This is a genomic window from Micromonospora sp. HNM0581 (genome assembly GCF_012726175.1).
Taxonomy (GTDB): domain Bacteria; phylum Actinomycetota; class Actinomycetes; order Mycobacteriales; family Micromonosporaceae; genus Micromonospora.
Map to the genome: position 1 here is coordinate 173,997 of NZ_JAASAD010000007.1, position 25,440 is coordinate 199,436.

24 protein-coding genes and 1 riboswitch are annotated in these 25,440 nt (G+C 71.6%); of the genes, 6 read left to right on the forward strand and 18 right to left on the reverse strand.

Going from position 1 to position 25,440, the window contains the following annotated elements:
* Positions 1-107: 107 nt before the first annotated feature.
* Positions 108-2,963 carry a LuxR C-terminal-related transcriptional regulator gene (locus HCA58_RS11820; protein WP_169597829.1) on the forward strand — a complete coding sequence of 952 codons (2,856 nt, stop codon included), beginning with the start codon at positions 108-110 and terminating at the stop codon, positions 2,961-2,963.
* Between the two features lie 110 nt (positions 2,964-3,073).
* On the opposite strand, the gene HCA58_RS11825 is transcribed toward HCA58_RS11820, so the two are convergent.
* The 4 genes from HCA58_RS11825 to HCA58_RS11840 all read right to left on the reverse strand — a co-directional run bounded on the left by HCA58_RS11825 (position 3,074) and on the right by HCA58_RS11840 (position 5,249).
* The gene (locus HCA58_RS11825; RefSeq protein WP_169597910.1) at positions 3,074-3,616 is read right to left on the reverse strand and encodes a DsbA family protein; all 543 of its coding nucleotides are present in this window, start codon (positions 3,614-3,616) and stop codon (positions 3,074-3,076) included.
* Positions 3,617-3,690: 74 nt separating this feature from the next.
* Complete coding sequence (locus tag HCA58_RS11830) at positions 3,691-4,380, reverse strand: BON domain-containing protein (RefSeq protein ID WP_169597830.1); 690 nt, start codon at positions 4,378-4,380, stop codon at positions 3,691-3,693.
* A gap of 252 nt (positions 4,381-4,632) precedes the next feature.
* Positions 4,633-5,046 (reverse strand): hypothetical protein, encoded by a 414-nt coding sequence (locus tag HCA58_RS11835; RefSeq protein ID WP_169597831.1) that lies wholly within the window; start codon positions 5,044-5,046, stop codon positions 4,633-4,635.
* A gap of 53 nt (positions 5,047-5,099) precedes the next feature.
* Positions 5,100-5,249, reverse strand: a complete 150-nt coding sequence (locus HCA58_RS11840) for a hypothetical protein (RefSeq protein WP_169597832.1) — start codon at positions 5,247-5,249, stop codon at positions 5,100-5,102.
* A gap of 338 nt (positions 5,250-5,587) precedes the next feature.
* Between HCA58_RS11840 and HCA58_RS11845 the strand changes: the two genes are divergently transcribed.
* On the forward strand, positions 5,588-5,953 hold the full coding sequence (locus HCA58_RS11845) for an STAS domain-containing protein (protein ID WP_169597833.1): 366 nt from the start codon (positions 5,588-5,590) through the stop codon (positions 5,951-5,953).
* 87 nt (positions 5,954-6,040) lie between these two features.
* On the opposite strand, the gene HCA58_RS11850 is transcribed toward HCA58_RS11845, so the two are convergent.
* The 4 genes from HCA58_RS11850 to HCA58_RS11865 all read right to left on the reverse strand — a co-directional run bounded on the left by HCA58_RS11850 (position 6,041) and on the right by HCA58_RS11865 (position 11,108).
* Positions 6,041-7,144 carry a hypothetical protein gene (locus HCA58_RS11850; protein ID WP_169597834.1) on the reverse strand — a complete coding sequence of 368 codons (1,104 nt, stop codon included), beginning with the start codon at positions 7,142-7,144 and terminating at the stop codon, positions 6,041-6,043.
* 4 nt (positions 7,145-7,148) lie between these two features.
* Positions 7,149-7,280, reverse strand: a riboswitch (cyclic di-AMP (ydaO/yuaA leader).
* Positions 7,281-7,427: 147 nt separating this feature from the next.
* On the reverse strand, positions 7,428-9,542 hold the full coding sequence (locus tag HCA58_RS11855; RefSeq protein ID WP_169597835.1) for an AAA family ATPase: 2,115 nt from the start codon (positions 9,540-9,542) through the stop codon (positions 7,428-7,430).
* 98 nt (positions 9,543-9,640) lie between these two features.
* Positions 9,641-10,564, reverse strand: coding sequence for an alpha/beta hydrolase (locus HCA58_RS11860; RefSeq protein ID WP_169597911.1), 924 nt, complete (start codon positions 10,562-10,564; stop codon positions 9,641-9,643).
* A 214-nt stretch (positions 10,565-10,778) separates the two neighbouring features.
* Positions 10,779-11,108 (reverse strand): hypothetical protein, encoded by a 330-nt coding sequence (locus tag HCA58_RS11865; protein ID WP_169597836.1) that lies wholly within the window; start codon positions 11,106-11,108, stop codon positions 10,779-10,781.
* Between the two features lie 305 nt (positions 11,109-11,413).
* Between HCA58_RS11865 and HCA58_RS11870 the strand changes: the two genes are divergently transcribed.
* Together HCA58_RS11870 and HCA58_RS11875 are read left to right on the forward strand one after the other, a co-directional pair.
* Positions 11,414-11,905, forward strand: coding sequence for a DUF3145 domain-containing protein (locus tag HCA58_RS11870; RefSeq protein WP_169597837.1), 492 nt, complete (start codon positions 11,414-11,416; stop codon positions 11,903-11,905).
* 51 nt (positions 11,906-11,956) lie between these two features.
* Positions 11,957-13,690 (forward strand): glycoside hydrolase family 3 N-terminal domain-containing protein, encoded by a 1,734-nt coding sequence (locus HCA58_RS11875; RefSeq protein WP_169597838.1) that lies wholly within the window; start codon positions 11,957-11,959, stop codon positions 13,688-13,690.
* 6 nt (positions 13,691-13,696) lie between these two features.
* Here the strand turns inward: HCA58_RS11875 and HCA58_RS11880 are convergent, their stop codons facing one another.
* From HCA58_RS11880 to HCA58_RS11905, 6 genes are all read right to left on the reverse strand, one after another.
* Positions 13,697-14,326 (reverse strand): lipoprotein, encoded by a 630-nt coding sequence (locus tag HCA58_RS11880; RefSeq protein WP_169597839.1) that lies wholly within the window; start codon positions 14,324-14,326, stop codon positions 13,697-13,699.
* Positions 14,327-14,477: 151 nt separating this feature from the next.
* Positions 14,478-15,704, reverse strand: coding sequence for a beta-ketoacyl-ACP synthase II (gene fabF, locus HCA58_RS11885; protein WP_169597840.1), 1,227 nt, complete (start codon positions 15,702-15,704; stop codon positions 14,478-14,480).
* A 2-nt stretch (positions 15,705-15,706) separates the two neighbouring features.
* Positions 15,707-15,946 (reverse strand): acyl carrier protein, encoded by a 240-nt coding sequence (locus HCA58_RS11890; RefSeq protein ID WP_111245448.1) that lies wholly within the window; start codon positions 15,944-15,946, stop codon positions 15,707-15,709.
* Positions 15,947-16,028: 82 nt separating this feature from the next.
* The gene (locus HCA58_RS11895; RefSeq protein WP_169597841.1) at positions 16,029-16,973 is read right to left on the reverse strand and encodes a beta-ketoacyl-ACP synthase III; all 945 of its coding nucleotides are present in this window, start codon (positions 16,971-16,973) and stop codon (positions 16,029-16,031) included.
* Complete coding sequence (locus HCA58_RS11900) at positions 16,970-17,956, reverse strand: ACP S-malonyltransferase (RefSeq protein ID WP_169597842.1); 987 nt, start codon at positions 17,954-17,956, stop codon at positions 16,970-16,972. The genes HCA58_RS11895 and HCA58_RS11900 overlap by 4 nt, the downstream gene beginning before the upstream one ends.
* Positions 17,957-18,034: 78 nt before the next feature.
* On the reverse strand, positions 18,035-19,282 hold the full coding sequence (locus HCA58_RS11905) for a helix-turn-helix domain-containing protein (protein WP_169597843.1): 1,248 nt from the start codon (positions 19,280-19,282) through the stop codon (positions 18,035-18,037).
* Between the two features lie 168 nt (positions 19,283-19,450).
* Here HCA58_RS11905 and HCA58_RS11910 point away from each other — a divergent pair, with 168 nt between their 5' ends.
* Positions 19,451-19,816 carry a hypothetical protein gene (locus HCA58_RS11910; RefSeq protein ID WP_169597844.1) on the forward strand — a complete coding sequence of 122 codons (366 nt, stop codon included), beginning with the start codon at positions 19,451-19,453 and terminating at the stop codon, positions 19,814-19,816.
* A gap of 72 nt (positions 19,817-19,888) precedes the next feature.
* Here the strand turns inward: HCA58_RS11910 and HCA58_RS11915 are convergent, their stop codons facing one another.
* Together HCA58_RS11915 and gltX are read right to left on the reverse strand one after the other, a co-directional pair.
* Entirely contained in the window at positions 19,889-20,530 is a 642-nt protein-coding gene (locus HCA58_RS11915; protein ID WP_169597845.1) for a hypothetical protein, read from the reverse strand.
* Positions 20,531-20,826: 296 nt separating this feature from the next.
* Positions 20,827-22,236, reverse strand: a complete 1,410-nt coding sequence (gene gltX / locus HCA58_RS11920) for a glutamate--tRNA ligase (RefSeq protein ID WP_169597846.1) — start codon at positions 22,234-22,236, stop codon at positions 20,827-20,829.
* 410 nt (positions 22,237-22,646) lie between these two features.
* Between gltX and HCA58_RS11925 the strand changes: the two genes are divergently transcribed.
* A complete protein-coding gene (locus HCA58_RS11925) occupies positions 22,647-23,093 on the forward strand; it encodes an SRPBCC family protein (RefSeq protein WP_093401307.1) in 447 nt (148 codons plus the stop codon).
* A 94-nt stretch (positions 23,094-23,187) separates the two neighbouring features.
* Here the strand turns inward: HCA58_RS11925 and HCA58_RS11930 are convergent, their stop codons facing one another.
* Positions 23,188-24,123 carry a hypothetical protein gene (locus HCA58_RS11930; protein ID WP_169597847.1) on the reverse strand — a complete coding sequence of 312 codons (936 nt, stop codon included), beginning with the start codon at positions 24,121-24,123 and terminating at the stop codon, positions 23,188-23,190.
* The gene (locus HCA58_RS11935; protein ID WP_169597848.1) at positions 24,120-25,409 is read right to left on the reverse strand and encodes a choice-of-anchor B family protein; all 1,290 of its coding nucleotides are present in this window, start codon (positions 25,407-25,409) and stop codon (positions 24,120-24,122) included. Before HCA58_RS11935 ends, HCA58_RS11930 begins: the two co-directional genes overlap by 4 nt.
* Positions 25,410-25,440 lie beyond the last annotated feature (31 nt).

Here is a 25,440-nt window from a genome sequence, read left to right on the forward strand (position 1 = left end):
CGCTGCGGGCCGGGTGAACCAGGTTCCCCCGGAAGGGGTGAACCGTCGAGGGTCGGGTAACCGCCGGCAGGACGGGGAGGCAACACGCGTGGCGTGGGGGTGGTCGGATGCCGGGTGACCGCGGCGGAAGTCGGGCGGGCGTGGCGGTCCGGACACCGGGCTGCCCACCCCTGCTGGCGTCCCGGCTGGCTCCCGCCGAGCCGGGAGAACCGACGGTCCTGCGGCCCCGGCTCGCCCGCCTCCTCGACGAGGCGGTGACCCGTCCGGTCACGCTGCTGCGGGCGCCTGCCGGCTGGGGCAAGACCACGCTGCTCGCCACCTGGCGACGGGTCCGACCGGACACCGACCCGCAGGCCCCCACACTGGCATGGGTGTCGGTCGAGGCTGGTGACGACCCGGACCGCCTCTGGTCGTACCTCGGCGCCGCGCTGCGCCCGATGGTCGACCCTGCGGAAACGCCGCTGCCCGAACGGGCACCGCGTCCGGACGAGCTGGAGATCCTCGCCGCCGCCCTGGCCTCCCTGGGACGGCCGGTGGTGCTGATCCTGGATGACCTGCATCAGCTCAGCGAACCGACGGCCCTGGCCGGTCTGGAGTTCCTGCTGCGCCACAGTGCGCAGCGGCTGCGACTGGTGGCGTCCGGGCGGACCGGCCCACCGCTGGCAGTGCACCGGCTGCGGTTGTCCGGGGAGTTGACCGAACTCGGCCCCGACGACCTCGCGTTCACCGGCGACGAGATCGCTGACCTGCTCACCGCGCACGGGGTGGCGGTACCGGCTGCCGCCGTGACCCGGCTGCGGCAACGAACCGGAGGCTGGGCAGCCGTGCTGCGGATCGCCGCGCTCGCCCTGCACGACCAACCGGACCCGGAGCGGTGGATCAACGAACTTGGGGCGGATCAGCCGGAGATCGCCGGCTATCTGCGGGCGGAGCCGTTGGCCGGGCTGACACCCGTGGACCGTGAACTGTTCCGCCGTACGGCGATCGTCGACGCCGTCTGTGCCGGTCTCGCCACCGCGCTGAGCGGTGACACGGACGCCGAGGACCGATTGGGTGCGCTCGCCGACAGCGGTCTGTTCCACCAGGAGGGCAGCCGGCCGGTGTGGTATCGGTGCCATCCGCTCCTGGCCGATCTGTTGCACCGTGAGCTGGGCCGGTTGCCCGGTGACGAGCTACGCGAGCTGCACCTGCGGGCGGCCGGTTGGTACGCCGGCAACGGCCGGACCGCCGATGCGTTGCGCCATGCGCTCACCGCCGGTGACTGGGCCGCAGCCACCGACCTGTTCGTGACCCGCTGGCCGGAACTGGTGCCCTACGAGCGACCCGCCGACGTCGGGCCGGTGCCCGGAGCGCCCCCGTCGGACGTGGTGGGCCGTGACCCCGAACTCGCTCTCGCCTGCGCCGCCGGACGGGCCCTCGACGGTGACACCGAGGCGGCCGTGGCGTACCTGCGGCAGGCCACCGGGCACATCGGGCGGCTGGCACAACCACGCCGATCCCGGTTCGAGCGACTGGTCGCCGCGCTGGAGCTCACCCTGGCCCGCCTCAACGGCGACCCGCAGGTCGTACGTGCCGCCGCCGCCGGCCTGCTCGCCACGAACGGCGGCGACCCGCAGGCCGGCTACGCCGTCTCGGGCCACGCGACGTCGCCGGTCGAGGGCCCCCCGAGGGGCGGCAGCTCGGCGGTGACCGGGACGGTCGGTGTGACGACGCCGCAGGCGGAGGTTGCCGACCCGGGCGTGGGGTCGGCCGGCAGCGGGGTCGCGGGGACGCGGGGCCACGCCGATGACGACGCCGACGTGTCGGCCGTGGCCGGCACCGCGCTGGCCCTGCTCGCCTTCGACGATGGCGATCTGGCCGGTGCGGCGAACGGCTTCGCCGACGCGTTGGCAGCCGCGCGGGCGGCGGCACGTCCGCGTACCGAGCTGGTCTGCGCCAGCCGGTTCTCACTCGTGGCGGCGCTGCGCGGGCAGCTGCGCGTCGCCGAGGAGACAGCTCGGGCGGCGCTGGCTATGCCGCCCTGTCAGGGCTGGGCGGCGTTACGCGACTGCGGGTACGCGCAGCTGGCACTGGCGGTGGTGGCGCTGCACCGGGACCAGCCGGCGGAGGCCGAGGCCCACCTGGGGCTGGCCGGGCCGGCCGGTGGCGAACCGGTGCCGGCTGCGGTGGCCGGCTGGTGCCGCGCGTGCCTACGCCACGACGAGGGCGAGCTGACCGCCGGTCACCGGCTGCTGGTGGAGGCCCGCGACGGGTGGGGTGGGCGCGGCGGTGAGCTGGGCTCGTGGTTGCGCGCCGCCGCGCTGGACCTGCACAGTGCGCGGGGTGACGTGCAGACCGCACGGGAACTGGCCGGTGACCTGCGGTCGGGTGCGGCGGCCCTGGCTGTCGCGGCGGCCCGGACCGAGCTGCGGGCCGGCGACCCGCGGGCCGCCGAACTGCTGATGCCGGACTGGACCGCCGCGTCGGCGGTCGACTGGCCGATTGCGGTACGCCTCGACGCCGCCCTGCTGGCCACAGTGCTGGCGGGGCGCGCCGGTGACGATCGTCGGGCGGGTCGGCTGTTGGAGCAGGCGCTGGACCTGGCCGCGCCGGACGGCTACCGTCGTCCGTTCCTACGGGCCGAACCGGGACTGCGGGAGTTGCTCGCCGCCCACCTCGACTCCGGTACCGCCCACTGGTCACTTGTCAGTGACCTGGTGCGTGCCGTCGACACGCCGGCTGGGCAGACCGGCGCCAAAGCCGTCAGCGACGCGGCGGCGTCCCCGCTGGACGAGCCGCTCACCGAGCGGGAGTTGACGATCCTGCGATACCTGCAGAGCATCCTGTCCAACGTGGAGATCGCCGCCGAGTTGTCGGTTTCCGTCAACACGGTCAAGACCCACGTCCGTAACATCTACCGCAAACTAGACGCCACCCGCCGTCGGGACGCCGTCCGCCGTGCCCGCCAGCTCCGCCTCATCTGACCGCCCGCGACCCGTCCCGTCGATCATCGGGTCGTCCCGATTCGACCAGCGGGTCGGGACTGCCGATCCGCTGGACGGCCGTCGGGCTCGAAAGGCGGGCCGCCACGGGATCAGGTGGCGTCGTCCACGGCGCTGAGCAGGGTGGCCGGGGCGAAGTCACCGTCGTGGCGGATGTCGTTGACGAAGAAGGTCGGGGTGGCGTCCACGCCGCTGCGGATGCCGCCGACGAAGTCGTGCCGGATCCGGTCGCCGTGGGCGTGCCGCCCGATCTCCGTCTCCACCTCGTCGACGGGTAGGCCGAGCTGCTCGACGCCGAGCGTCAGGTGCACCGGATCCAACTGGTCCTGGTGCTCGTAGAGCCAGTCGTGCATCTCCCAGAACCGCCCCCGTCGTCCGGCGGCCTCGGCGGCCTCGGCGGCCCGTTCGGCGTACGGGTGCAGGTTCGTGATCGGGAAGTGCCGGTAGACGTGGCGGACCGTGTCGGCTCGTTGCTGCAGAACTTCCGCGAGGTTGGCGTGCACGAGGCCGCTGAAGGGGCACTGGAAGTCGCCGTACTCGACGATCGTCACCGGCGCGTTGCGGGGACCACGGACGTGATCGTGTTCCGTGACGGGCGTGCGCAGTCGCGCGGTGACCTGCAGGGGCGTGGTCAGCCGATCGGTCATGACCCCACCTTCGGGGCGGGTCGGGTGAGCGTGACTCACCCGACCCGGGTGGTTCGGGCGGCTCAGCTGAGCACCGGGGCGACGGCGATGTGGTTCTGGACCTCACGGATGCCGGGGGCGGACCAGACGACCCGTTCCACCTCGGCGCGTTCGGGTATGGAGTGCACCAGGCCGCCGAGCAGCACCATGTCGCCGTGTACGCGTACCGTCACCTGCTCCGCGTCGGTGGCGCGGTTACGGGCCAGCGCGTCGACGATGCGTCGGGCCAGGAGGGCCCCGTCCGGGCGTACCTGGGGCCGGACGGTCATGCCGCTGCTGACACCGCGTACCCCGGTCAGTCGGCCGACGGCCTGTTCGGCGGCCCGTCGCTGGTACTCCCACTCGACCTCCCCGTGCAGGGTGACCCAGCCCTGGGAGACCGTCACGTCGAGCGCGTCGACCGGCACGAACGCCTGCCACTGCAGGGCGTGCTGGACTGCGGCGGCGATCTCCGGGTCGGTGCGTTCGGCACCGGTCACCAACCGCACCGCGAGGTCGTTGGCAACGGCCCGCACCTGCGTGACCCGGTGTGCGGCGCGCTCGGCCGCCCACTTCTTGGCGTAGCTGTCCACCCGTCCGGTAAGGGTCACCACTCCCTCGGTGACCGTCACGCCGATCTCGTGTGGCCGTACCCGGGGCTCCCAGTCGAGTTCGTCGAGCACCGCGGACTGAATGTCCTGATCGGTGCGGTTGATCGTCGAGATGCTGGCCATCGGTCGCTCCCTTCTCACCAGGGGCGGCGGCATGCGTCGAACCCGCGGCGAGTCCGATCCGGGCCGACGAGCCAGGTCCGCCACGACCGAGCCTGGTGGCGATCCGGGTGATCGGGCCTCGCCCGGATCGGACGAGGCGGTGGTGCCCCGCGCTGTCCGGGCCTGGTCGGGTATCCGGGCTGGGAGGTGAGCGGCAGCACGACGGGCCCCGCCCGACCGAGGCGGTCGGTGGGGCCCGTCGTCGCGGGGTCGTCAGTTGGCGGGGTTCGTCGGGTCGGCGGGGGAGTCGGGCCGGTGCACGTCGACGAACTCGATGTCCTCCAGGGCCCGGTCGCGGCTGCCTGCGGCGCGTGCGGCGGTGCCGGCCGCCCAGCCGACCGCCGCACCGGCCAGGACGGCCCCGATCAGTAGCGTCCACGGCAGCGTCGGCCGGCGTCCGGCGAGCGCGTCGAGGGCGCGGCTGGCGCGGTGTCGGGCTTCCTCGGCGGCCGATTCGACCAGGTTTCCGGCATCGTCGGCGATTCCGGCGGAGTGGTGGCGGGCGGTGCGGGCGGTGTCACGGAGGCTGCCGCCTGCGTTGTTCACCGCTGAGGCGAGGTGCTGCCACGCGTGGTCCGCGATCTGCTCGGGCTTGCTGCGGCGGTCCAACAGGTGTGTTCCGAACATGTGGTTTCCTCCTCGACTGTGGCCCTGGGCCGATCGGGCTCGTCGGCTTTGCGTCAGGCTGAGTGTCTGGTCACCGCCACCACCGTGGCCCGGGCGAAGTCGTCGTCATCGTCGTCGTCACCGTCATCGCCGCCGAACCCGCAGGCGAGCGCGAGGGCGAGCAGGGCACTGACACCAGCGAGCGCGGCGAGTCTGCGGAGCATGTTGTCGTCCTCCCGTCACGGGGTCACTCGTGATGCTAGGCACACCGCGCCATTTCCGCTCGTCGAGCGCAGGTCAAAGCCGGTTGTCGTGGGGCACGCCGGGGCGGATCGGAAACGACGGAGGTGGCATCGGCCCGCTACCCTGGTGCGGCGGCGTCGGAGCTGACCGAACGTCACGTAGAAAAGCCAATAAAGTTCGGATATGGGCGATTTTCCGCGTCCCTGTCCGTGAATTGCTCATCCCGAGGGGGTGGCGACCGAGGCAGTCGAAGGAATACTGTCGGTCGCGGCCCGCGTACTGATGAGGCGCCCGTCGTCGGGCGAGTGGAGGTGCTCGCGTGAGCCTGTCGATCCTGCAGTCGGTCCAGCCCGGTGGTGTCATCGAGATCGCCCCTCGGGGCGAGATCGACGTCGACACCGCGTACGAGGTGAAAGAGGCGATCGCCGAGGTTCTGGCCAAGGGGCGTCCAGCCCGGATCGAACTGAACATGCGGCTGGTCACCTTCATCGACTCGGTGGGCATCAGCGCCATGGTCGCCGGCTTCCAGACCGCCGAGGTGAGCGGAGTGAAGCTGATCGTCACCGAGCCGAGTCGATTCGTGCACCGGCAGCTCTGGGTGACCGGTCTGCTCGGTCTCTTCGGCGCACCCGAGCCCTACTATGCCGGGGCTGCCACGGCTCCCGAGGTGGATCCGGCGCGGTGACGCCGGTGCCCCGTAGCCCGACGGGGATGGAAACGCCGCGTCGGGTGAACCGCTCCTGACGAGCAGCTCACCCGACGCGACGAGTTCTCAGTACACCGACAGGTGAACGTGATTCGTGTGGTCGCTGGACGGATCACCCCGGGCGCCGCTGTACGATTTCCAGCCACTGCTGGGCAGCCAGATCTGCCTGTACCAGATCACGTAGAGCACCGCGAGCCGGTCGGCGTTGTTCACGAAGTACGCCGCCAGGTTGTTGCCGTAGGTCCGGTCGCCGCCGGTCGCGTGGCCGCCGAACCCGCTCTTCTGGGCCGCGAAGTCGCAGGCCCGGCCCTTCGGGTGCTCCCCCGACCCGCCGGGTCGGTAGCAGGAGACATACCTGGTGAACCCGGCGGACTTGGCTTGGTTCAGCGCGTGCAGGGTGCGCGGGGTGATGCAGCCGTTGGCCGGCGTCGGGTCGTTGACGCTGCACGACTCCGACGGCCACGATCCGTCGGAGTTACGGGGAGCGGGCTTGGCGGTGGGGCTCGAACCGCTGCTCCGCGCCGGTGACCTTGCCGCCCGCGCGGCGGCAGCAGCCCGTTCGGCCGCCTCGTCCCGCTCGATCGATACGGTCAGTGCCCGTTCGGCCTGTTCCTTGCGTTTGGCCATCACGGCCACCTGCTTGCGCTGTTCCTGGACCTCCACGTCCAGCGCCTGCTTGGTGGCGCTGACCTCGTCCCGGGCGGTCTGGAGGTCGCGCAGCGCGCGGTCCTCGTTGGCGGCCACCACGTCGAGCGCTGCCGCCCGGTCCATGAAACCGGCAGGTGAACTGCTGTTCAGCAGGGCCGAAGCAGCCCCCAGCCGGCCGGTTCGGTACGCCTGGGCGGCGATCTCGGCCACCTTGGTGCCGCGCTCGGCGACTTGGCTCTCGGTGGCGGTGAGCTGCTCGGCGAGTTGCTTCTGGCGCTTGACCGAGCGGTCGAGTGCGGTCTTGGCGTCGAGGTAGCCCTTGCTGGCAGCCTCCAACTGGGCCCGCAACGCCGGAGTGCCGCCCTCGTCGTCCACCTCGCCCGGTGCTGCCGCCCGCAACGGCTGCGGTGCCGCGGCGGCCGGGGCGAAGGGGGCCAGCGCGACGCCGAGGCTGAGGGCGAGCGCCGCGGCGATCAGGGCCGCCGAACGGGCGGCCGGTCTTACCGTTGCCACTGCTGGCATGCACATGTCCTTCCGTCAGCCGCCGACCGGGTTAGCTGACGGGTTCGGGACGGAAGATCCCTACCGCTGACGCGGATGCACCCCAGGAACATGGTTCCCCGGTTCGCCCGGGCGGGCGATTAGGCGGCGGCCCCGCCGGCACCGGTGGGTGCCGCCTGGCGAGGGCCGGGTCAGAGCCTACCGGTACGCAGGTGACCGGTGCAGCTGCTGTTACTGCTGGTGTTCTGTTGTTGACTAGTAGACCAGATCGAATCGGACAATACGCCCAATTGTGGTGTTCTGTTCATTCGGCCAGGTCGACCGTGGTCAACCGCTGGGTGGCCCGGGAGAGCGCGACGTAGAGGGTACGGACACCGGCGTCCGGCTCCGCCCGGATCTCCGCCGGGGCGACGAGCACCACACCGTCGTACTCCATGCCCTTGGCCTCCAGGCTGGTCACCACCTGCAACCGCTCGCCACCCAAGGCCCCCAACCAGGCCGCCACCTGGTCCCGACGGGGCACCGGCGTGATCACCCCGACGGTGCCCCCGACCTCGCCGAGCAGGTCGCTCACGGCCGTCACGACGGTGCTCGCCAGATCGGGCGACGGCACCACCAGCTGGACCGGGTCGACGCCGGTCGACCGGACCGCGGTGGGCAACACGAGATCCGGGTACGCCCGCCGGATCTCGGCCGCCGCCACCGCGAAGATCTCCGCCGAGTTGCGGTAGTTCGTGGTGAGGGTGAAGCGGTGCCGCCGACGGCGACCCAACGCCTGGTCACGGGCCCGGGCCAACTCCTGCGGATCCCCTGTCCACGCGGTCTGCGCCGGGTCACCCACCACCGTCCAGGACGCCAGACGCCCGCGCCGACCCACCATCCGCCACTGCATCGGGGAGACGTCCTGGGACTCATCGATCACCAGGTGGGCGTAGTCGCGGTAGTCCTCGGGACGTTCCCGGGCGGCCTGCCGGGCGGCCCGCTGCCGGTCGGCGAAGGTGCTCAGTTCGCGTACCCCACCGGCCAACTGGAACGGGTCCCGCTTCGGGCGGGCGGGGCGCATCGGCTTGCCGAGCAGCGCGTCCAGTTCGTCCAGCAGCGCGACGTCGGCGACAGTCGGGCCGTGGGTGGCCAATCCCCGGTATGCCGCACCGAGTAGCCGGATCTCGGCACCGGAGAGCAGGCCGGCGCCGTACCGGCGCAGCCGCTGCGGATCAGCCAACCAGGCGAGCACGTGCAGCGGATGCAACCGGGGCCACCACGCCTTCAGAAACTCACGGAAGTCCGTCCGGTCGATCAGCTCGTCCTCGAAGGCACGCTGGCCGGGCAGCCCGGTCATGCCGAGCCTGCGAGCCTGCGACCAGAGGGCAGCGAGCACGCCGTCGAAGCCGGCCCGACGCACCTCGTTGCGGCGGGCACCTCGGTGCAACGCGCGGTCCCGTACCGTCTCCAGCTCGGCCCGCTCCAGCCGCAGCAGCGTGCCCCGGTACAGCAGACGCAACTCGGCCGGGGAGTCGGGTACCGCATCCCGGGCCGCCCGCTCCAGCAGCCGGCGCATCCGTAGCGACCCCTTCACCGCCGCCACCTCGGGCGGGTCGGTGCGGATGGCCTGCACCCCGGGGACGAGGGTGCCGAGCGACCGCAGGGTGGCGGTGTCCTCGCCCAGCGACGGCAGCACCGAGGCGATGTACTCGACGAAGACCGACGAGGGGCCGACCACCAGGATCCCGCCGCCGGCATACCGGCTCCGGTCGGCGTAGAGCAGGTACGCCGCCCGGTGCAGCGCCACCGCGGTCTTGCCGGTCCCCGGGCCCCCGGACACGAGGGTCACCCCCGAACCGGGGGCGCGGATCGCCTCGTCCTGCTCGCGCTGAATGGTGGCCACGATGTCCCGCATGCCGCGACCGGTCGTCCGGGACAGGGTGGCCAGCAGGGCGCCGTCGCCGACCACCGGCATCTCCGGCGGAGCAGCGTCCGGGTCCAGCAGGTCGTCCTCGATCCGGGTGACCCGCTCACCGCTGGACTGGATCGTCCGGCGCCGGACGACGCCGAGCGGCTCGGCCGGGGTCGCCTGGTAGAACGCGGCGGCTGCCGGGGCACGCCAGTCCACCACCAGGGTGGTGGCGTCCTCGTCGCGGATACCGAGTCGCCCGACATACAGGGTCTGCCCGCCACGCAGGTCCAGTCGGCCGAACACCAGCCCCTCGTACTCCGCGTCGAGCAGGTGGCGTCGCTGGGCAGCGTGGAAGACCATCGCGTCACGCTCGACGAGCGCGCCGAAGTTGCCGACCCGGGCGAGCTGGTAACCCTCCCGCTCCGCGTGGACGGCCGAGCGGCGCAGCTCGGCCAGTCTCGCGTACACCCGGTCGAGATGCCGTTGCTCGGCGGCGATCTCCTGATCCAGGGTGCTCTGGTCCACCGCTCGCTCTCCTCGTGACGCCGCCCGGCCAACCGCACGAGATTACGCCCCGCGCCCGTCCTGGCCAGAAGGGCACCTCGGCCGGGGTAGTCGGTGGTTCAGCCGGGGACACGCCGCCCGGCCGTTAGGCCGGCCAGGACCCGGCGCAACACGCCGGCCAGGGCGGCGTTGACCTCCTCGGGCCGCTCCATCATCAGCATGTGCCCGCCGCCGGGGCAGACGGTCAACTCGGTGGCCGGTAGCGCGGCGGCGATCGACTCCGCGCACGGCGGCGGGGTGAGCCGGTCCCGGTCGCCGACAAGTGCCGCCGCCGGCAGGTGAGCCAGTGTGGTGAGCGTGTCCAACCGGTGCTGGGTGCCGATGGAGGCCCGGAAGCCGCCGATCGACCGTAGCGAGGCGCGGGCCACCGCCGAGGTGACCAGCCGGATGTCCGTGGGGTCGCAGCGGTCCCCGAAGAGCATCCACCTGATGCTCGGGCGTAGTGCGCGCAGCAGTGCCCGGGGCGGTCGCCAGGCGCCGCATCTGGCGAGGACTCCGGCTCCGGTGGTCTCGGCCAGCCGGATGATCCGGGCGATCCGAGGAGAAAGGCCGTAGACGGTGTGTGCGTGTCCCTCGGCGGTGGTCGAGACGAAGACCAGACCGGCGGCGCGGCGGGCGAAGTGGCCCGGGTGGCGGTGTGCGTACTCCATGATGGTCATGCCGCCCATCGAGTGACCAACGAGCACCACCGGTCCGGTGGGTGCCACCTCGTCCATTACCGCGACCAGGTCGTCACCCAGTTGCGACAAGGTGGCGGTGGGTAGTGCCATGCAGCTGGACCGGCCGTGCCCACGCGCGTCGTAGGTGACCACCCGGACCGAGCCGAACATCTCCTGGACGGCGGTCAACTGCCGATGCCAACTGCGTGCGTCGAGCGTCCAGCCGTGCAACAGCACGACGGTCACCTCGGCGTCGGCCGGGCCGGCGGTCTCCACGTGCAGGCGTACGTCGTCGCCCAACCGAACCTCGGTCGACTCCGGCATCGCCACCTCCCACGGCGCACGGATGTGAAACATCAGGGATACCCGGTGGTAACACCAGCTACCCGTCATGACAACACGTCAACCGGGGTGTTGAGAAGATCCCACCGATCGACTCCGCCCGGTCGCGCGAGGAGTGGCAACGGTGAACGCCCGCCGGGTGCGACCCGACGGGCGTTCACATGCGCTGCACAGAGGACGTGTGCTCCTCGATCGATCAGGCCTCGAAGACGCCCGCCTCGACCAGGCGCTTCTCGGTGGCGTCCCAACCGTCACCCGGGTGGGTGGCGTTGAGACCGTTCAGCTCGGCGCGGATCTTGGAAGCGTGGCCGGCGGCGGCCAGCACCCGGATCTCCTCGACGAAAGCCTCGGAGTCGGTGCGCAGGTGCGCAGTCCTGCCGTTGGTGAGGTTCCGCACGTAGGCGTGCTTGCCGCCGTTGAGCGGAATCAGGTACTTGAACTCGCCCAGCACGCTGAGTGCGCCACCCTGGCCAGCCTGGCCGGCCCGGACTGACGCGCGCGCGGTCTTAGAGGTGTTGCTCGCCACGGAGGTACTCCTTGCAAGACGTACGGAGGACGGAACGTCCGGGGGCTGTTGCGGGCGCCCTCAGAGGCGGGACCCGCGGAGGCGTACGCGGCACAGGCCGCCGGTGGAACTGTACACGACCCACGATGCCCGCTGGTCATCGCGGCGTCACCAGCTGGAACCGCGGTCACCTGTCCGGGTATTCCGGGCGGCGGATTCGCCGATTCCCTGGCGTACCATCCGTCACACCAGTCATCATGTGTTCCACAAACCCGGGTCGGGCGAGGTCGTAGGGGAAGACGCACCTCGCACTCCGGGAGGTCACCGTGCCAACGCGTGGCGTCGTATACGTCCACTCGACCCCGCTCGCCGTGTGCTCACACGTCGAATGGGCGATCGCGCGCGTCCTCGCCGCGCCGGTCAACCTGCAGTGGACGGCCCAGCCCGTCGACCCCGGCGCCCGCCGGGCCGAATGCGGGTGGTCGGGTCGCCCGGGAACGGGCGCCGAACTGGCTGCTGCCCTCCGGCAGTGGCCCATGACCCGTTTCGAGGTCACCGAAGAGCCCAGTCCGGGCGTCGACGGCGAACGTTTCATGCACGTGCCGGGCCGGGGCCTGTTCCGGGCGACCGTGGGTGCCGCCGGGGACATCCAGCTCGGCGAGGACCGGTTGCGCAGCATCATGGCGGTCGCGCGGGCACCGGAGGCCCTGGCCCACGCCCTCGACAAGGCCCTCGGCACCGCCTGGGACGCGGAACTGGAGCCCTACCGCCACGCTGGGGACGGAGCACCGGTGACCCTGCTCACCCGGGTCGGCTGACCGGCCGCGCGGCGAGAGGTCAAGTTGCCCGGTACGCGGTGAACTGGTGGGATGGGCCGCGTGTCGACTACCCCTCGGCGCGTCGCCGCCGCGTTCAGCCTGGTGACCGCGCTGCTCGTCACCGGCTGCTCCGGGGCCGGCGAACGCCCCTCGACCGACGCCTCCCCGCCCCCGGTCACCGGGCCCACGTCGCCGTCGAGCGCACCCCCTGAGGACCCGGCCACCCTGGCTGCCGCCCTCGTCGCCGAACTCGACGACGAGGACCTGGTTGGTCAGGTCCTCATGCCGTACGCCTACGGCGACGACGCGACGAAGGTGTCAGCCGGATCGGCGGCCGGCAACCGGACGCTGGCCGGGGTCGACACGCCCGCCGAGATGATCGAAAAGTACCGCCTCGGTGGGCTGATCCTGGTGGGCTTCAGCGCGGACGACCCGACGCAGGGCAACCAGGAGACCACAAACGTCGACAACCCGAAGCAGGTCCGCGAGCTGACCACCGGCTTGCGTGCGGCGGCCGGACGCCTGCCGGCCGGTGCGGCACCCTTCCTGATCGGCACCGACCAGGAATACGGCGTGGTGACCCGGATCACCGACGGGGTGACCATGCTGCCCAGTGCACTCGGCGCCGGCGCCGCCGACGACCCGGGCCTGACCGAGGCCGCCTGGCGTTCCGCCGGCACCGAACTGACCGCCATGGGAATCAACGTCGACTTCGCGCCGGTGGCCGACGTGCTGGTGACCCGCAGCACCGTGATCGGGTCACGGTCGTTCGGTTCGGACACCCAGCGGGTGGCCGACCAGGTCGGCGGCGCCGTACGCGGGCTGCAGACTGCCGGGGTGGCCGCCACCCTCAAACACTTCCCGGGTCACGGCCACAGCGCCGCCGACTCGCACGAGGACCTGCCCGAACTCGGTCAGTCCCGGGCCGCACTGGCGGCCGGGGCCTGGCCGCCGTTCAGCGCCGGTATCGAGGCCGGCGCGCTGGCCGTGATGTCCGCCCACCTCGACGTCCGCTCGATCGACCCGGGGGTGGCGGCCACCTTCTCGTACAAGCTGCTCACCGAGGTGCTGCGCGGTGAACTCGGCTTCCAGGGCGTGGTGATCACCGACGGGATGAACATGCCGCCGGCCCGCCGCTTCCCGCCCGGCGAGGCGGCGGTGCGGGCGCTGAAAGCCGGCAACGACCTGATCCTCATGCCCCCACACGTCGGCCAGGCCTACGAGGGGCTGCTGGCCGCGCTGCGTGACGGCACGTTGCCCAGAGGCCGGCTGGTCGAGGCGGCCACCCGCGTGCTGACCATGAAGTTCACCCTGGGCGACGCACCCGCGCCGGAGCTGTCCACGCTCGGCGCACCAGCCCACCGCGAGGCGGTCGGGGCGTTGGCCGCCGGTGCGGTGACCGTACTGCGCGGCAGGTGCGACAGCACCGGCGTCAGCGGCCCGGTCACCGTCACCTCGTCGGGCGGGCGGGCACACACCCGGGCGGCGTTGACCGAGGCGCTCACCTCGGCCGGCGTGAAGGTGGTGCCCAGCGGTGGCACCGGCGTGCACCTGGTCGGCTACGGAGACGGCGCGGAGGACCTGCGAGGCGACTCGGCCGTCACCGTTGCCATGGACACGCCGTACGTGCTGGCCAAGGCGAAATCGCCCACCCTGCTGGCCACCTACTCGTCCAGCCGCGCCTCGATGACGGCACTCGCCGACGTGCTCGCCGGCAAGATCCGCCCGGCGGGTCGCTCACCGGTCGAGGTGCCCGGGCTACCCGCCACCACTTGCGCGGACTGACCTCGGTCAGTTTCCGACGGCGAGGGTGTCGCGGGCCAGCCGGTACGCGGGCAGCACGTCGAGCGGCTCACCGAAGCTGGTGCTGCTCGCTTCGATCAGCACCGTCTGGTCGGCCACCGTCACAGCCAACGCCCACTCACGCACGTCGGAATCGGTGAGTCTCCGCCGGCTGAGCCAGGTCGCCTCCACCACCTCCAGGTCGCCGGCCCGGGCTTCGCGGTACTGCGGGCCGCTGGACTCCGTCCCGGCGGTGACGAACGCCTCCAGCGCCTGCCGGGCCGGGGTGCCCCCACCGTCGGCCGTCCAGACCCGCAGGAAACCCGGCACCACGGCGCGGCCGTCCAGTTCGCAGCGCACCGTCGAACCGCCCCGACGGGTCAGCGCCTCCAGCACCTCGACCAGCTCGTCGGTGGGATCCGACACCTCGATGGGCTCCGCCTCCCAACCGTCGGCCAGCCCGAAGGTGACCGGCAGTGGGCACGCCGAGCCAACGCCGACCGTACCGGCGGACTCTGCGGCGGCCACCTCGTCGTGCCAAGGCTCGCCACTCGCCTCGCCACTACCTTCGGCGGTGCCGTCGCACCCGCCGAGGAACATTATGGCCAGCACCGCCGCCGCGATCGTCCGCCGTGTCACGTCTTCCACTCCCCGTCGACGACCACCGAAAGAGCCAAGCAAAGCGGTGTCCCGAGCGGACGTCAAGTCGTCGTGGCGGCGGCTGCCCCGCCGCTACCGGAGCGTCGAGAAACACCCCGGGTCATGGCGTTTCCCGACGAGCCGCGTCGGCTCAGGGGCGGGTGAAGACCAGCGCCACGTTGTGACCGCCGAAGCCGAACGAATTGTTGAGCGCGGCGGGTACATCCATGTGACGCGCCTTGTTCGCCACCACCTCCAAGGTCAGACCGTCGTCTGGATCGTCCAGGTTGATCGTCGGCGGCACCACGCTGTCGCGGATCGCCAGGATGGTGGCGATCGACTCCAGCGCGCCGGCGGCGCCGAGCAGGTGACCGGACATGGACTTGGTGGCGGTGAGCACCGGGTGGTCACCCAGCGCGGCCCGCAACGCCGTGATCTCCGCGATGTCGCCCACCGGGGTCGAGGTGGCGTGTGCGTTGACGTGGACGATGTCGGACTTCGCCACGTCCGCGTCGGAGATCGCCTTGGCGATCGCCCGGATCGCACCCGCGCCCTCGGGGTGCGGCTGGACGATGTCGAAGCCGTCGGAGGTGATGCCGGCGCCGGCGAGCCGCGCGTACACCCGGGCTCCCCGGGCGGCGGCATGGTCGGTGCGTTCCAGCACGACGACGCCGGCGCCTTCACCGAGCACGAAGCCGTCACGGCTCTTGTCCCACGGGCGGGAGGCCCGCTCCGGCTCCTCGTTGCGGGTCGACATCGCCCGCATCGACGAGAAGCCGGCGATCGGCAGCGGATGGATGACCGCCTCGGTGCCGCCGGCCACCACCACGTCGGCGCGGCCGGCACGGATCATGTCCAGGCCGAGCGCGATCGCCTCCGCGCCGGTGGCACAGGCACTGGCCACGGAGTGCACGCCCGCGCGGGCCGCCAGCTCCAGACCGACCCAGGCCGCCGGGCCGTTCGGCATCAGCATCGGAATGGTGTGCGGGGAAACCCGCCGTGGGCCGGACGCCTCCAACACATCGTCCTGGGCGAGCAGGGTGAGCGCCCCACCGATGCCAGAGCCGACGCTTACGCCCAGTCGCTCCGGATCGAGCCCCGAGTCGGCCAGGCCGGCGTCCGACCAGGCCTGATGGGCGGCGATCAGGGCGATCGCCTCGGAGCGGTCCAACCGGCGCAACTTGACGCGGTCCAGCAGGCCGGCCGGATCGACCGCGAGCTGGGCGGCGATCCGGACCGGCAGTTGCGCGGCCCACTCCTGGGCGAGCGGACTCACCCCGGAGCGGCCGGCGAGCATGGCGTCCCAGGTCGACGCGACGTCCCCGCCCAACGGGGTGGTCGCGCCGAGCCCGGTGACGACGACGTCGAAGCGACTCATGATCAGGACTGCGCCTCGATGTAGCTGACGGCGTCCCCGACGGTCTTGAGGTTCTGCACCTCGTTGTCAGGGATCTTGACGCCGAACTTCTCCTCGGCGGCGACCACGACCTCCACCATGGAGAGCGAGTCGACGTCCAGGTCGTCGGTGAAGGACTTCCCCTCGGCCACGTCGTCCGGGCTCACCCCGGCAACCTCTTCGAGGATCTCGGCGAGGCCGGTGGTGATCTCGTCACGGGTCATTGCGGTGGGTTCCTCTCATCGGGTTCTCTCGACGGGGCGGCGACGCCACCCGTCGTTCCTCGGCGTCGCGCGCCGTGGGGTATCAGGGGCAGCGGACGACCTGACCGGCGTAGGTCAGGCCACCACCGAAGCCGAACAGCAGCACCGGGGCGCCGGCAGGCACCTCACGGCGCTCCACCAGCTTGGACAGGGCGAGCGGGATACTTGCCGCTGAGGTGTTGCCGGATTCGACGATGTCCTTGGCGATGATCGCCTGGGGAATGTTCAACCGCTTGGCGATGCCGTCGATGATCCGACTGTTGGCCTGGTGCGGAACGAAGGCGGCCAGCTCCGACGGATCGACACCGGCCCGCTCGCACGCCTGCAGGGCCAACGGCGCCAGTGCGGTGGTAGCCCACCGGAACACCGTCTGCCCCTCCTGGGCCACATAGGGACGCCAACCCTGGATGCGTACCGCGTCGCCGCGCTCCGGCACCGAGCCCCAGACCACCGGACCGACACCCGCCGGCTCGTCCTCACCGGCCGCGGTGACCACGGCCGCACCCGCGCCGTCGCCGAAGATGATGCAGGTGGAACGGTCGGTCCAGTCGGTGAAATCGGAAAGCTTCTCCGCGCCGATCACCAGAGCGTTACGAGACGCGCCGGCGCGGACCGCGTGGTCGACCGTGCCCAGCGCGTACGCGAAACCGGAGCAGGCGGTGTTCACGTCGTACGCCCCCGGGGCGTCGATCCCCAGCTTGTCGGCGACCCGGCAGGCCACGTTCGGGCTGCGGTCGATCGAGGTGCAGGTGGCGACCACGACCAGATCGATGTCGGCGGCGTTCAGGCCGGAGTTCGCAAGCGCCTTGTCCGCCGCTGCCGCGGCCATGTCGGCGACCGTCTCGTCACCGGCGATCCGGCGGGCCGCGATGCCGACGCGGTCGCGGATCCACTCGTCGCTGGTCTCCACCAGTTGGGCGATCTCGTCGTTCGTCACCACCCGGGACGGCTGGTAGTGCCCGAGGGACAGTATCCGGCTGCCCGTCATGACGAGGCCTCCCCAGCGTCGGTGTTGTCGCGTGGACTGGTTCCGTCGATCGCCGCGTCCGCAGTCGTACCGTGCCGGGCGATCAGATCCAGCGCGGCGGGCAGGTCGTCGGGGGTCTTCACAGCGACGATCTCCGGCGCGTCCGCGCCGGTGAGTTCCCGCTTGACCAGGCCGGCGAGTGTGCCGGCGGGCGGTAGCTCGATCACGCCGGTCACCCCGAGGCTGGCCAGCGTGGCCATGCAGAGATCCCAGCGGACCGGCGCAGTGACCTGGCGGACCAGCCGTTCGAGGAGTTCCCGGCCGTCGCCGACCGCCGTCCCATCGAGGTTGGACAGCAGGACTCGATCCGGAACGCCAGGGGTGACGCCGGCCGCCACGGTGGCCAGTGCGTCCTCCGCCGGGCTCATGTACGGGGTGTGGAACGCGCCGGCCACCTGTAGCCGGACGACCCGGGCCCGCTCCGGTGGTGCGGCAGCCAACTTCTCCAGCCCGTCGAGTGCACCGGCGGCGACGACCTGACCTTTGCCGTTGCGGTTGGCGGCGTGCAGCCCGTGGGCGTCGATCGTGGCGGTCACCTCGTCCGGGTCGCCACCGAGCACCGCGGCCATCCCGGTCGGCTCCAGGGCGCAGGCAGCGGCCATCTCCCGGCCCCGTACGCCGGCGAGGGTGATCGCTGCCTCCGCCGGCAGTGCCCCGGCAAGTGCCGCCGCGCCGAGCTCACCGACGCTGTGTCCTGCGGTCACCGTGACCTGGCGCATCGGCAGATGGCTGGCGGCAAGCAGGGCGGCGGCGACCAGCAGCGGCTGGGTGCGGGCCGTGTCACGGATCTCGTCGGCGTCGGCGGTGGTGCCCAGGTGGACCAGATCGACGCCGGCCAGCGTGGACCAGGTGCGCAGTCGGGCCTCGGCGTCGGGCAGGTCGAGCCAGGGTGTCAGGAAGCCGGGTTTCTGGGAACCCTGGCCGGGGCAGAGAACGGCGAGCACGTCTATGACTCTCCTGGATACCCATGGGTTGCGCTGTGCCGGCTGACACCAAACCGCACTAGGACAGTTGGAGGAATCCTACAAAGAGTGGCGCTGGTCATCACCATGCTGTGATCTTTTACCGGTCGGTGGGGTCAATGTCGGGGTCGGTACCACCGGATCGAGTCGGCCGACGGTGAGAGCGATCCGCAACGCGAAGGCATCCCGGGGCGCCAGCGGGCTGAACCCGGTCACGTCGGATATCCGCCGTAGCCGGTAGCGCACGGTGTTCGGATGCACGTACAGCGCCCGGGCGGCGCTCTCCAACGTGCCACCGGCGGCGAAAAAGGCGTCCAGCGTCTCCAGCAGCTCACCGCCAGCGCGGACCAGCAGCGCGTACACGTCGTGGCGAAGCCGTCGGCGCGCTTCCGCATCGCCCGCGAGGGCCCGCTCGGGTAGAAGATCACCGGCGTGAACCGGGCGGGGTGCCGCGGGCCACGCCGGTGCGGCCCGGTAACCGGCCAGTGCCGCCCGGGCCGACTCGGTCGCCTCGTCCAGGCTCGGCACCGCCGGACCCACCACCACCGGTCCGTCACCGAAGGTGATGAGCAGCTTGCCGGTCGCCGCGACCGGGTCCGCCGCCCCGCCGAGCACCATCACCAGGCGGTCGCCGTGCACCCCGCCGATCACCTCGACCCCGATCCGCCGGGCCTGACGATAGACGGTGTGCAGGACGGCGGCGACCTCACCGCCGGGGGAGGGGCCGACCGCCACCGCCACCGGAGGCGCATCCGTCCAGCCCAGTGCGGCGGCCCGGCTGGCCAGTACGTCAGGCGAGTCGCCGCGCAGCAGCGCGTCCACGAGCAGGGCCTGCAACCGGGCGTCCCAGGAACCGCGCGTTTCGGCGGCCCGGGCGTAGACGCGGGCGGCGGCGAAGGCGATCTCCCGGGAGTACCGCAGCACCGCCTCACGCAGTTGCGGCTCCTCACCGGGGGCGGCGAGGTCGCTCACCTGCTCCTCGACGACGTCGATCGTGACCTTGATCAAGGCGACGGTCTGCTGGAGGGTGATCGAGCGGGCCAGCGCCTGCGGGGCGGTGGCGAACACCTCGTCGGAAACCTCCTGGGTGCCCTCGGCGGCACCACCGTCGGAACGCAACCACTGGACCAGGGAGCGGGCGCCGGCCTGGGCCACCAGCATCACCCAGGAGCGTTGGTCGGCCGGCAGGCCCCGGAACCAGGGCAGCGTTTCGTCCATCCGGACCACGCTCGCGGTGGCCAGTGCACCGGCTGCCCGCTCGATCCGGCGCAGCGTGGCTGACAGGTCCGTGCCGCCAGACTCGCTCACCTGCCTAGCCTGACATGCGCTGACCTGGACCCCGTCGGCAGGCGTCGCCCGCCGGCACCGTTGGCGGGCGACCGGTACGCGCTGCGCGGCCGGTCAGGACAGGCCAGTACGGTGACAGGGCACGCCGGGTGGGCGTCGGCGGGTGAGGGCGAGCGTGAGGAGACGCCGATGGCGCACGGGGAGGCCGACCAGGGCTGTGCCCAGGGGGAGCCGTGCCGGCCGGGTCCGCACGAGCCGCCAGCCCTCGCCAAGCACCACCGCCGGCCGCCCGGCCTGGTGCAGCCGGCCGAACCGGCTCCGGGTCGTGTGCCGGAGCGTGCCGAGGACGAGCCCACCGCCGGCCGGCAGCGCGGCGTCGAGCCGCCGGTGCCCCGCCAGCGCAGCGTCGAGCCGCCCACGGCCGGGCCCGCCGATGCGGCAGCTGACGGGTGCCGAAGCGTACTGCCCGGCTGGGCCGGGGCGCACCGGCATGGTCCGGTTCGTCCGGCCCACCGCAGCCTGCGGCGGGACCGTCCGCCGGGTCGCTGGTGCTGAGTGGCCCGCCGGGCAGCCCCGGCCGGCACGCTTCCCGCCCGAGGGCCCACCGGACCACCGCCCCACGGTGGCTCAACGGGTGCGGCGGCGGATGAGCAGCGCGATCCCGGCGAGCCCGAAAGTGATCATCAATACCACCGCGACATTCAGCAGCAGCAGGCGGCGTAGGTCGCTGAACGCCTCGTTGATGTCTTGTGCGGGGTTCAGTGCATCCTCGGGGATGATGCGTTCACCTCCGCCGACGCCCCCGCTGACCGCCTCGAAGGTCCGCTCCAGCGGCACACCGGCGGTCCGCAGCGTCTCGGACATACTCACCCGCCCGAGGTACCAGGCTGCGGTGACCTTGCGGTCGGGCTGCTTCGCGGGGCGGTAGACGCGTGGCCCGCCGACGGCCTTCGGGTAGAGGTCGTAGGTCTGCTTCGGCTCGTCGCCGGACAGCACCAGCACGGTGTACTTAGGACCGAGGTCAGCCTTCTCTGGACTACTGCTCTGGCGGACCAGGCCTTTGTGGTTGACCTGCTCCATGACGGCGACGACGTGTGCGGGCTGGGTGTCCGCCCGTAGCCGCAACGGCTCGGCCAGCCCGTGCCCGGTGATGTCGACGCCGGCCGGCGGCGAGTTCGGTGCCGCGGTCGCGGCACCGGCAAGCGACAGCAGCAGCGTCACCACCGCAATTGCTGTCGCCCCGGTCAGTCGTGTCATTCGTTGGACCATGCCGCCTCCTCGCCCCGTTCGATGGGTGGCCGTGCTGCAGGGGTCACACGTTGGAAGGCTGGCGGTGGTGACCCTGCCCAGATGACAGGTACCCACTCAAAGACTCCGCGGAACGCCGATCGGTTGCAGCTGGTGGAACACTAGTTGGAAGTGTCTGCGATTGCGACTCGCTCGACGGCCAGCCGCGAAGCAGCGGGCCGGATCTTACCCCGCGGAGGCCATGATGGTGTGCAGGATAATGCGCGTGTCGTGGTCCTGGGTAGTGTGCCCGGTGTGTCGTTGCTGATGCCGGCTGGTCAGACCAGACGGACCCGGGCCGCACGCATCCGCGTCAGCGTTCGCTCGCGGCCGAGCACCTCCAACGACTCGAACAACGGCAGACCGACGGTACGACCGGTGACCGCGACCCGCACCGGCGCCTGAGCCTTGCCGAGCTTGAGGCCCCGCTCCGCGCCGACCGCCTCCAAGGTGGCCTTCAACGTCTCCGCGTCCCACGACCCGACCGCGTCGAAGGCGTCGACGGCGGCGTCGAGCAGCTCCGCCGCGCCCTCCTTCATGGCCTTGTTCCAGGACGCCTCGTCGACCAGCGGCGAGTCGACGAAGAGGAAGTCGACGTTCGGCACGATCTCGGCGAGCACGGCGATCCGGGTCTGCGCCAACGGGGCCACCGCGGCGAACACGGCCGGGTCGAACTCCGTCGGCTGCCAGGGCGGCGGCGCGATGGTGCCGGTGCCGGTCAGCCAGGGCTGGCAGGCCTCGACGAACTCCGCGACGGGCAGCGCCCGGATGTACTCGCCGTTGAACGCCCGCAGCTTCTTCTCGTCGAAGAACGCCGGTGAGGGGTTGACCTCCGTCAGCCGGAACTCGTCCTCGATGACCGTCCAGGGCACGATCTCCCGGTCACCGGAGGGCGCCCAGCCGAGCAGCATCAGGTAGTTGCGCATCGCTTCGGCGAGGTATCCCTCGTCTCGGTACGCCTCCAGGGCCACCTTGTCGCGGCGCTTGGAGAGCTTCTGCCGCTTCTCGTTCACCACCACCGGTACGTGGGCCCAGACTGGCGGCTTCACTCCGAGCGCGTCCCAGAGGAGCTGCTGCTTCGGGGTGTTGGGCAGGTGTTCCTCGGCCCGGATCACATGGGTGATCCCCATCGTCATGTCGTCCACGACGTTGGCGAGCAGGAAGACCGGGGAGCCGTCACCCCGGGCGATGACGAAGTCCTCGATGAGCTTGTTCTCGAAGGTCGGCTCGCCCCGGATCAGGTCGGTGACAACCGTGGTCCCCTCGTCGGGGGTGCGGAAACGCAGCGCCCGACCTGCCTCGGGTGACAGTGCCCGGTCGCGGCAGTGGCGGTCGTAGCCGGTGTACTGGTTACCGGTGCGCGCCTGCACCGCCTCACGGGTGCAGTCGCAGTAGTAGGCCCGACCCGACTCGTACAGCCGCTGCGCGGCGGCCCGGTGCTCACCGGCGTACGAGGACTGGAAGTGCGGGCCTTCGTAGCTGCCCCGTTCGATGCCGATCCAGTCGAGCGCCGACAGGATGCCCTCGGTCCACTCCGGCTTGTTGCGGGCCGCGTCGGTGTCCTCGATGCGCAGCACGAACACCCCGCCCTGCTGCCGGGCGTAGATCCAGTTCTGTAATGCAGAGCGGGCGCCACCGACGTGGAACATACCGGTCGGGGAAGGGGCGAAGCGTACACGTACCGTCACCACCCCAGCCTACGGCGACCCGCCGGGGGGCAAGGAAGGGCCCCTTCCGCACGCCCTGGTGTCCTACCGGGTGCCCTTCCCGGCACGGCGGGATGTGTCACGCAACGGAGCGGATCTCCAGGACGAGGACGCTGCCGAGCAGGGCACCGCGGCGGCGGTGGAGACGCCCCAGCGGAGCCGGTGGGGAGTTCGGGCGGCAGTGGAGCGTTCGACATGCGCCCCGTTGTCCCCGGGATGGACGCGAAACGTATTCGGAACTTTTGGGCGGCCCGGAGACCGTACGCCATAGGCGTCCGAGCGCGGGAGGGCAATGCCTTTCGGCGTGTCATCACCGAACCCGTCCACATAAGTCCGTTTTCGCGCATAGAGTGCCAAATATTGCGGGATGTCCTCACTGGGGGAAGACAGAAATGATCCTCGTGGAACGCAGCGCGCACGTGGCGGCGCCAGTGGAAGCGGTCTGGGACGTGGTGCAGCGGGCCGAGCAGTTGCCGGCCTGGTTGGCCGGAGTCCGTGCGGCCGAGGTCCTCTCGGGAGAGGGCTTCGGTCGGCGGCAGCTGGTCCAGGCCGGACGCGGCGCCGCGCATGAGGCCGAGGTGATCGCCTATCAGGAGCCGACCCTGATCGGCTGGCGCGAACGAGCCAAGGGCGCCGGTGCCCGAGCGGAGGCGCGCACCGAGATATACGTCCAGCTCACCCCCGACGAACAGGAGGGCGGCACGGTCGTGCGGCTCATCGTCGTACGCTGGCCGGCCGGTCCGGTGAAGGCCGCCCTGCTCCGGCTCGGCCTGCGTCGGGTCGGCGCCGACCTGGAGGACTCGCTGGCCCGGCTGACCGATCTGGCCGCCGTCGGCTGACGGGCCGCGTCCCCGGCGTCACCCGCGACGGTGGCGGCCCCGTTGTCCCGTCCAGGGGCACCCGGGCCGCCACCGCTCGTCGTCGCGCCGCGCCTCACACGACGACGGTGAAGGCGGCGACGCGTACCTCGTCGAGGTGCCGGAACTCGAAGAAGAGACGGTAGGTGCCGGCCGAGGGCACGGTGATGCCGAACGCCACCACCGAGCTGGGTTGGCTGGCCGCCGCCGGGTGCACGTGCAGGTACGCCAGGTCGCCCTGGCGCAACGCCACCAGGTGCCCGTACGCGCCCAGATGACGTTGCAGGTCGTTGACGGGCAGCCCGTCGAGACCGAGCCAGACGAGCAGCTGGTTCGACTCGCCCGCCCGCAGCCCACCGTCGAGGGTCACCGTGTAGCCGTCCACCACGATCGTCTCCTCCGGCGGCGGAACCGCCGTGGCCGCGTACCGGCCGGGCACCGGCACGTCGACCCCGAGCGTGACACCCGCCGGTGCTCCCTGCGGCCAGAAGTCCGCGATGGCCCGTAGCGGACCGGGCGCGGCCGGGGTGACCGTGACCCGCCAGGTGCCGTCCGCCGACATCTCCGGATGCACGTGCCGATAGCCGGAAAGGTCCCGACCGACCAGGATCAGGTGCATCCGACGTTCGTGGTTCTCCTGGAACGCGGTCAATGCCGCGCCGGTCGCGTCGGTGATCCGGAAGGCCAGCTCGCCCGGCCGGCCGGCGGTCAGGCCCGGGGTTTCCAGGGCCAACGTCCAGCCGTCGCGGGACACCTCCAGCCCGCCCGGACCGTGACCGGGATGCGCGGCGGACGCCGCCGGTGGCACCGGTGCGGATGCCGGGCCACCCACGCGACCGGCGAAGAAGCCGACGGTGAGGGTCAGGCCGAGTACCAGCGCGGCGGCGGTGTACCGCCACACCGTGCCGCCCGCCGAAACCGCCGGCAGCGGGTCGGGACGGGGGCGCCCCGGGTGGGACGCCCCCTCGACCTGGCCGGTGACCGTCGCCGGCCGGTGGTCGGTGGCGGTCACGACAAGCGGGGCTGGAGTACGAACAACCCCTGCTCGATGCCGCTGACCACCACGATGCCGCTCGGGTAGTACGGGTAGGTGCTCCACGCGCCGTTCATCGAGGCGCTGTTGCTCGACGGGTAGACGTCGAAGTAGCCCGCCTCGGTAGCCGAGCCGCTGGCCACGTTCCGCAGGTCCAGGATGCGCAGCCCGGCCCGGTAGTTGGCCTGGTAGCTGTAGTTGCCCTTGACGTACTGGTTGTGGTCGGTGGCGGAGACGCCCGAGGGTGCGCTGTAGGTGCCGATGTGCCGGGGCGCGTCCAGGTCGGTGAGGTCCCAGATGTAGGTCTGCGTCCGTACCCCGCGCCGGGTCTCGTCCAACTCGTCGTCGAGCAGGAAGTAGCGCTGGTCGTCGGTGAACCAGCCCTGATGGGTGTACGCCCGACCGGTGTAGCCGATGCGCGACAGCTGCCGGGGCGACGACTTGGTGGTCACGTCGACCACGGTCACCGTGTCCTCGTTCGAGCTGACGCAGATCTCCCGCCCGGTGTAGGTGGTGTCCGGACCGCGGTAAACCACGCACTGGGTGTCGTGGGTGTACCCGTCGTTGCTGACACAGCCGGCGTACGCGGGTGACTTGGGGGTGCGGATGTCGACCATGTGCAGGCCACCGCTGCACGTGTTCGTGCCGACCGCGTACGCGTACCCGGTCTGCTCGTTGATGGCGATGTTGTGCGAGTTGCCGAAATGGCTGTAGTGCGCGTTGGCGGTCCATGTCTGCGGCGTGGTGACGCCGCGCAGTCGGGTCAGGTCGAACACCTGCATCCCGTGCCCGGAGACGTCCGCCACCACGTACGCGTGGTCGCGGTAGACCTTGATGTCCCGCCAGACCGCGCTGCGGTTCTGGTAGGCGGGCAGGTTGCCCAGGTAGACCGGGGCCGTCGGGTTGGACACGTCCACGAAGGAGGTGCCGTTGCGGCGGCCGACGAGGGCGTACTCCTTGCCGTTCTGGGGGTCGGTCCAGCCCCAGATGTCGTTGGCCTGGCTGCCGCCGATGTTGGCCAGTGGCAGGAACGACAACAGGTCCACGTTGCTGCAGGGGTAGCCGGCTGCCTGGCCGTTGGTGCAGGTCGCGGCGGCGGCGGCGGTGACCTGCTGGGTGGGTTCGCGCTGGGCCATGAACTCCTGCGCCGACGCGCGCCCGGCCGGGGTGGCGGGGTCGTGTGCCACCGACGGTGAACTCGCCGGCAGCATCGACACCACCAGGGCGCCGACGGCCAGGGCGAGGCCGATCCGGATGTTTCGCATGAACACTCCCTCCCGTCGCGCGCCGACGCGG

What these genes read in the sequence shown, in the direction of transcription:
- HCA58_RS11860 (WP_169597911.1), bottom strand. Translation starts at nt 10,564, where the DNA reads ATGCCGGAGTCGACCGAGGTTCGGTTGGGCGACGACGTACGCCTGCAC.
- HCA58_RS11935 (WP_169597848.1), bottom strand. Translation starts at nt 25,409, where the DNA reads ATGCGAAACATCCGGATCGGCCTCGCCCTGGCCGTCGGCGCCCTGGTG.
- HCA58_RS11830 (WP_169597830.1), bottom strand. Translation starts at nt 4,380, where the DNA reads ATGGCCAGCATCTCGACGATCAACCGCACCGATCAGGACATTCAGTCC.
- HCA58_RS11840 (WP_169597832.1), bottom strand. Translation starts at nt 5,249, where the DNA reads ATGCTCCGCAGACTCGCCGCGCTCGCTGGTGTCAGTGCCCTGCTCGCC.
- fabF (WP_169597840.1), bottom strand. Translation starts at nt 15,704, where the DNA reads ATGAGTCGCTTCGACGTCGTCGTCACCGGGCTCGGCGCGACCACCCCG.
- HCA58_RS11925 (WP_093401307.1), top strand. Translation starts at nt 22,647, where the DNA reads ATGATCCTCGTGGAACGCAGCGCGCACGTGGCGGCGCCAGTGGAAGCG.
- HCA58_RS11820 (WP_169597829.1), top strand. Translation starts at nt 108, where the DNA reads ATGCCGGGTGACCGCGGCGGAAGTCGGGCGGGCGTGGCGGTCCGGACA.
- HCA58_RS11890 (WP_111245448.1), bottom strand. Translation starts at nt 15,946, where the DNA reads ATGACCCGTGACGAGATCACCACCGGCCTCGCCGAGATCCTCGAAGAG.
- HCA58_RS11875 (WP_169597838.1), top strand. Translation starts at nt 11,957, where the DNA reads ATGGGCCGCGTGTCGACTACCCCTCGGCGCGTCGCCGCCGCGTTCAGC.
- HCA58_RS11910 (WP_169597844.1), top strand. Translation starts at nt 19,451, where the DNA reads ATGGCGCACGGGGAGGCCGACCAGGGCTGTGCCCAGGGGGAGCCGTGC.
- HCA58_RS11915 (WP_169597845.1), bottom strand. Translation starts at nt 20,530, where the DNA reads ATGGTCCAACGAATGACACGACTGACCGGGGCGACAGCAATTGCGGTG.
- HCA58_RS11895 (WP_169597841.1), bottom strand. Translation starts at nt 16,973, where the DNA reads ATGACGGGCAGCCGGATACTGTCCCTCGGGCACTACCAGCCGTCCCGG.
- HCA58_RS11850 (WP_169597834.1), bottom strand. Translation starts at nt 7,144, where the DNA reads ATGCCAGCAGTGGCAACGGTAAGACCGGCCGCCCGTTCGGCGGCCCTG.
- HCA58_RS11835 (WP_169597831.1), bottom strand. Translation starts at nt 5,046, where the DNA reads ATGTTCGGAACACACCTGTTGGACCGCCGCAGCAAGCCCGAGCAGATC.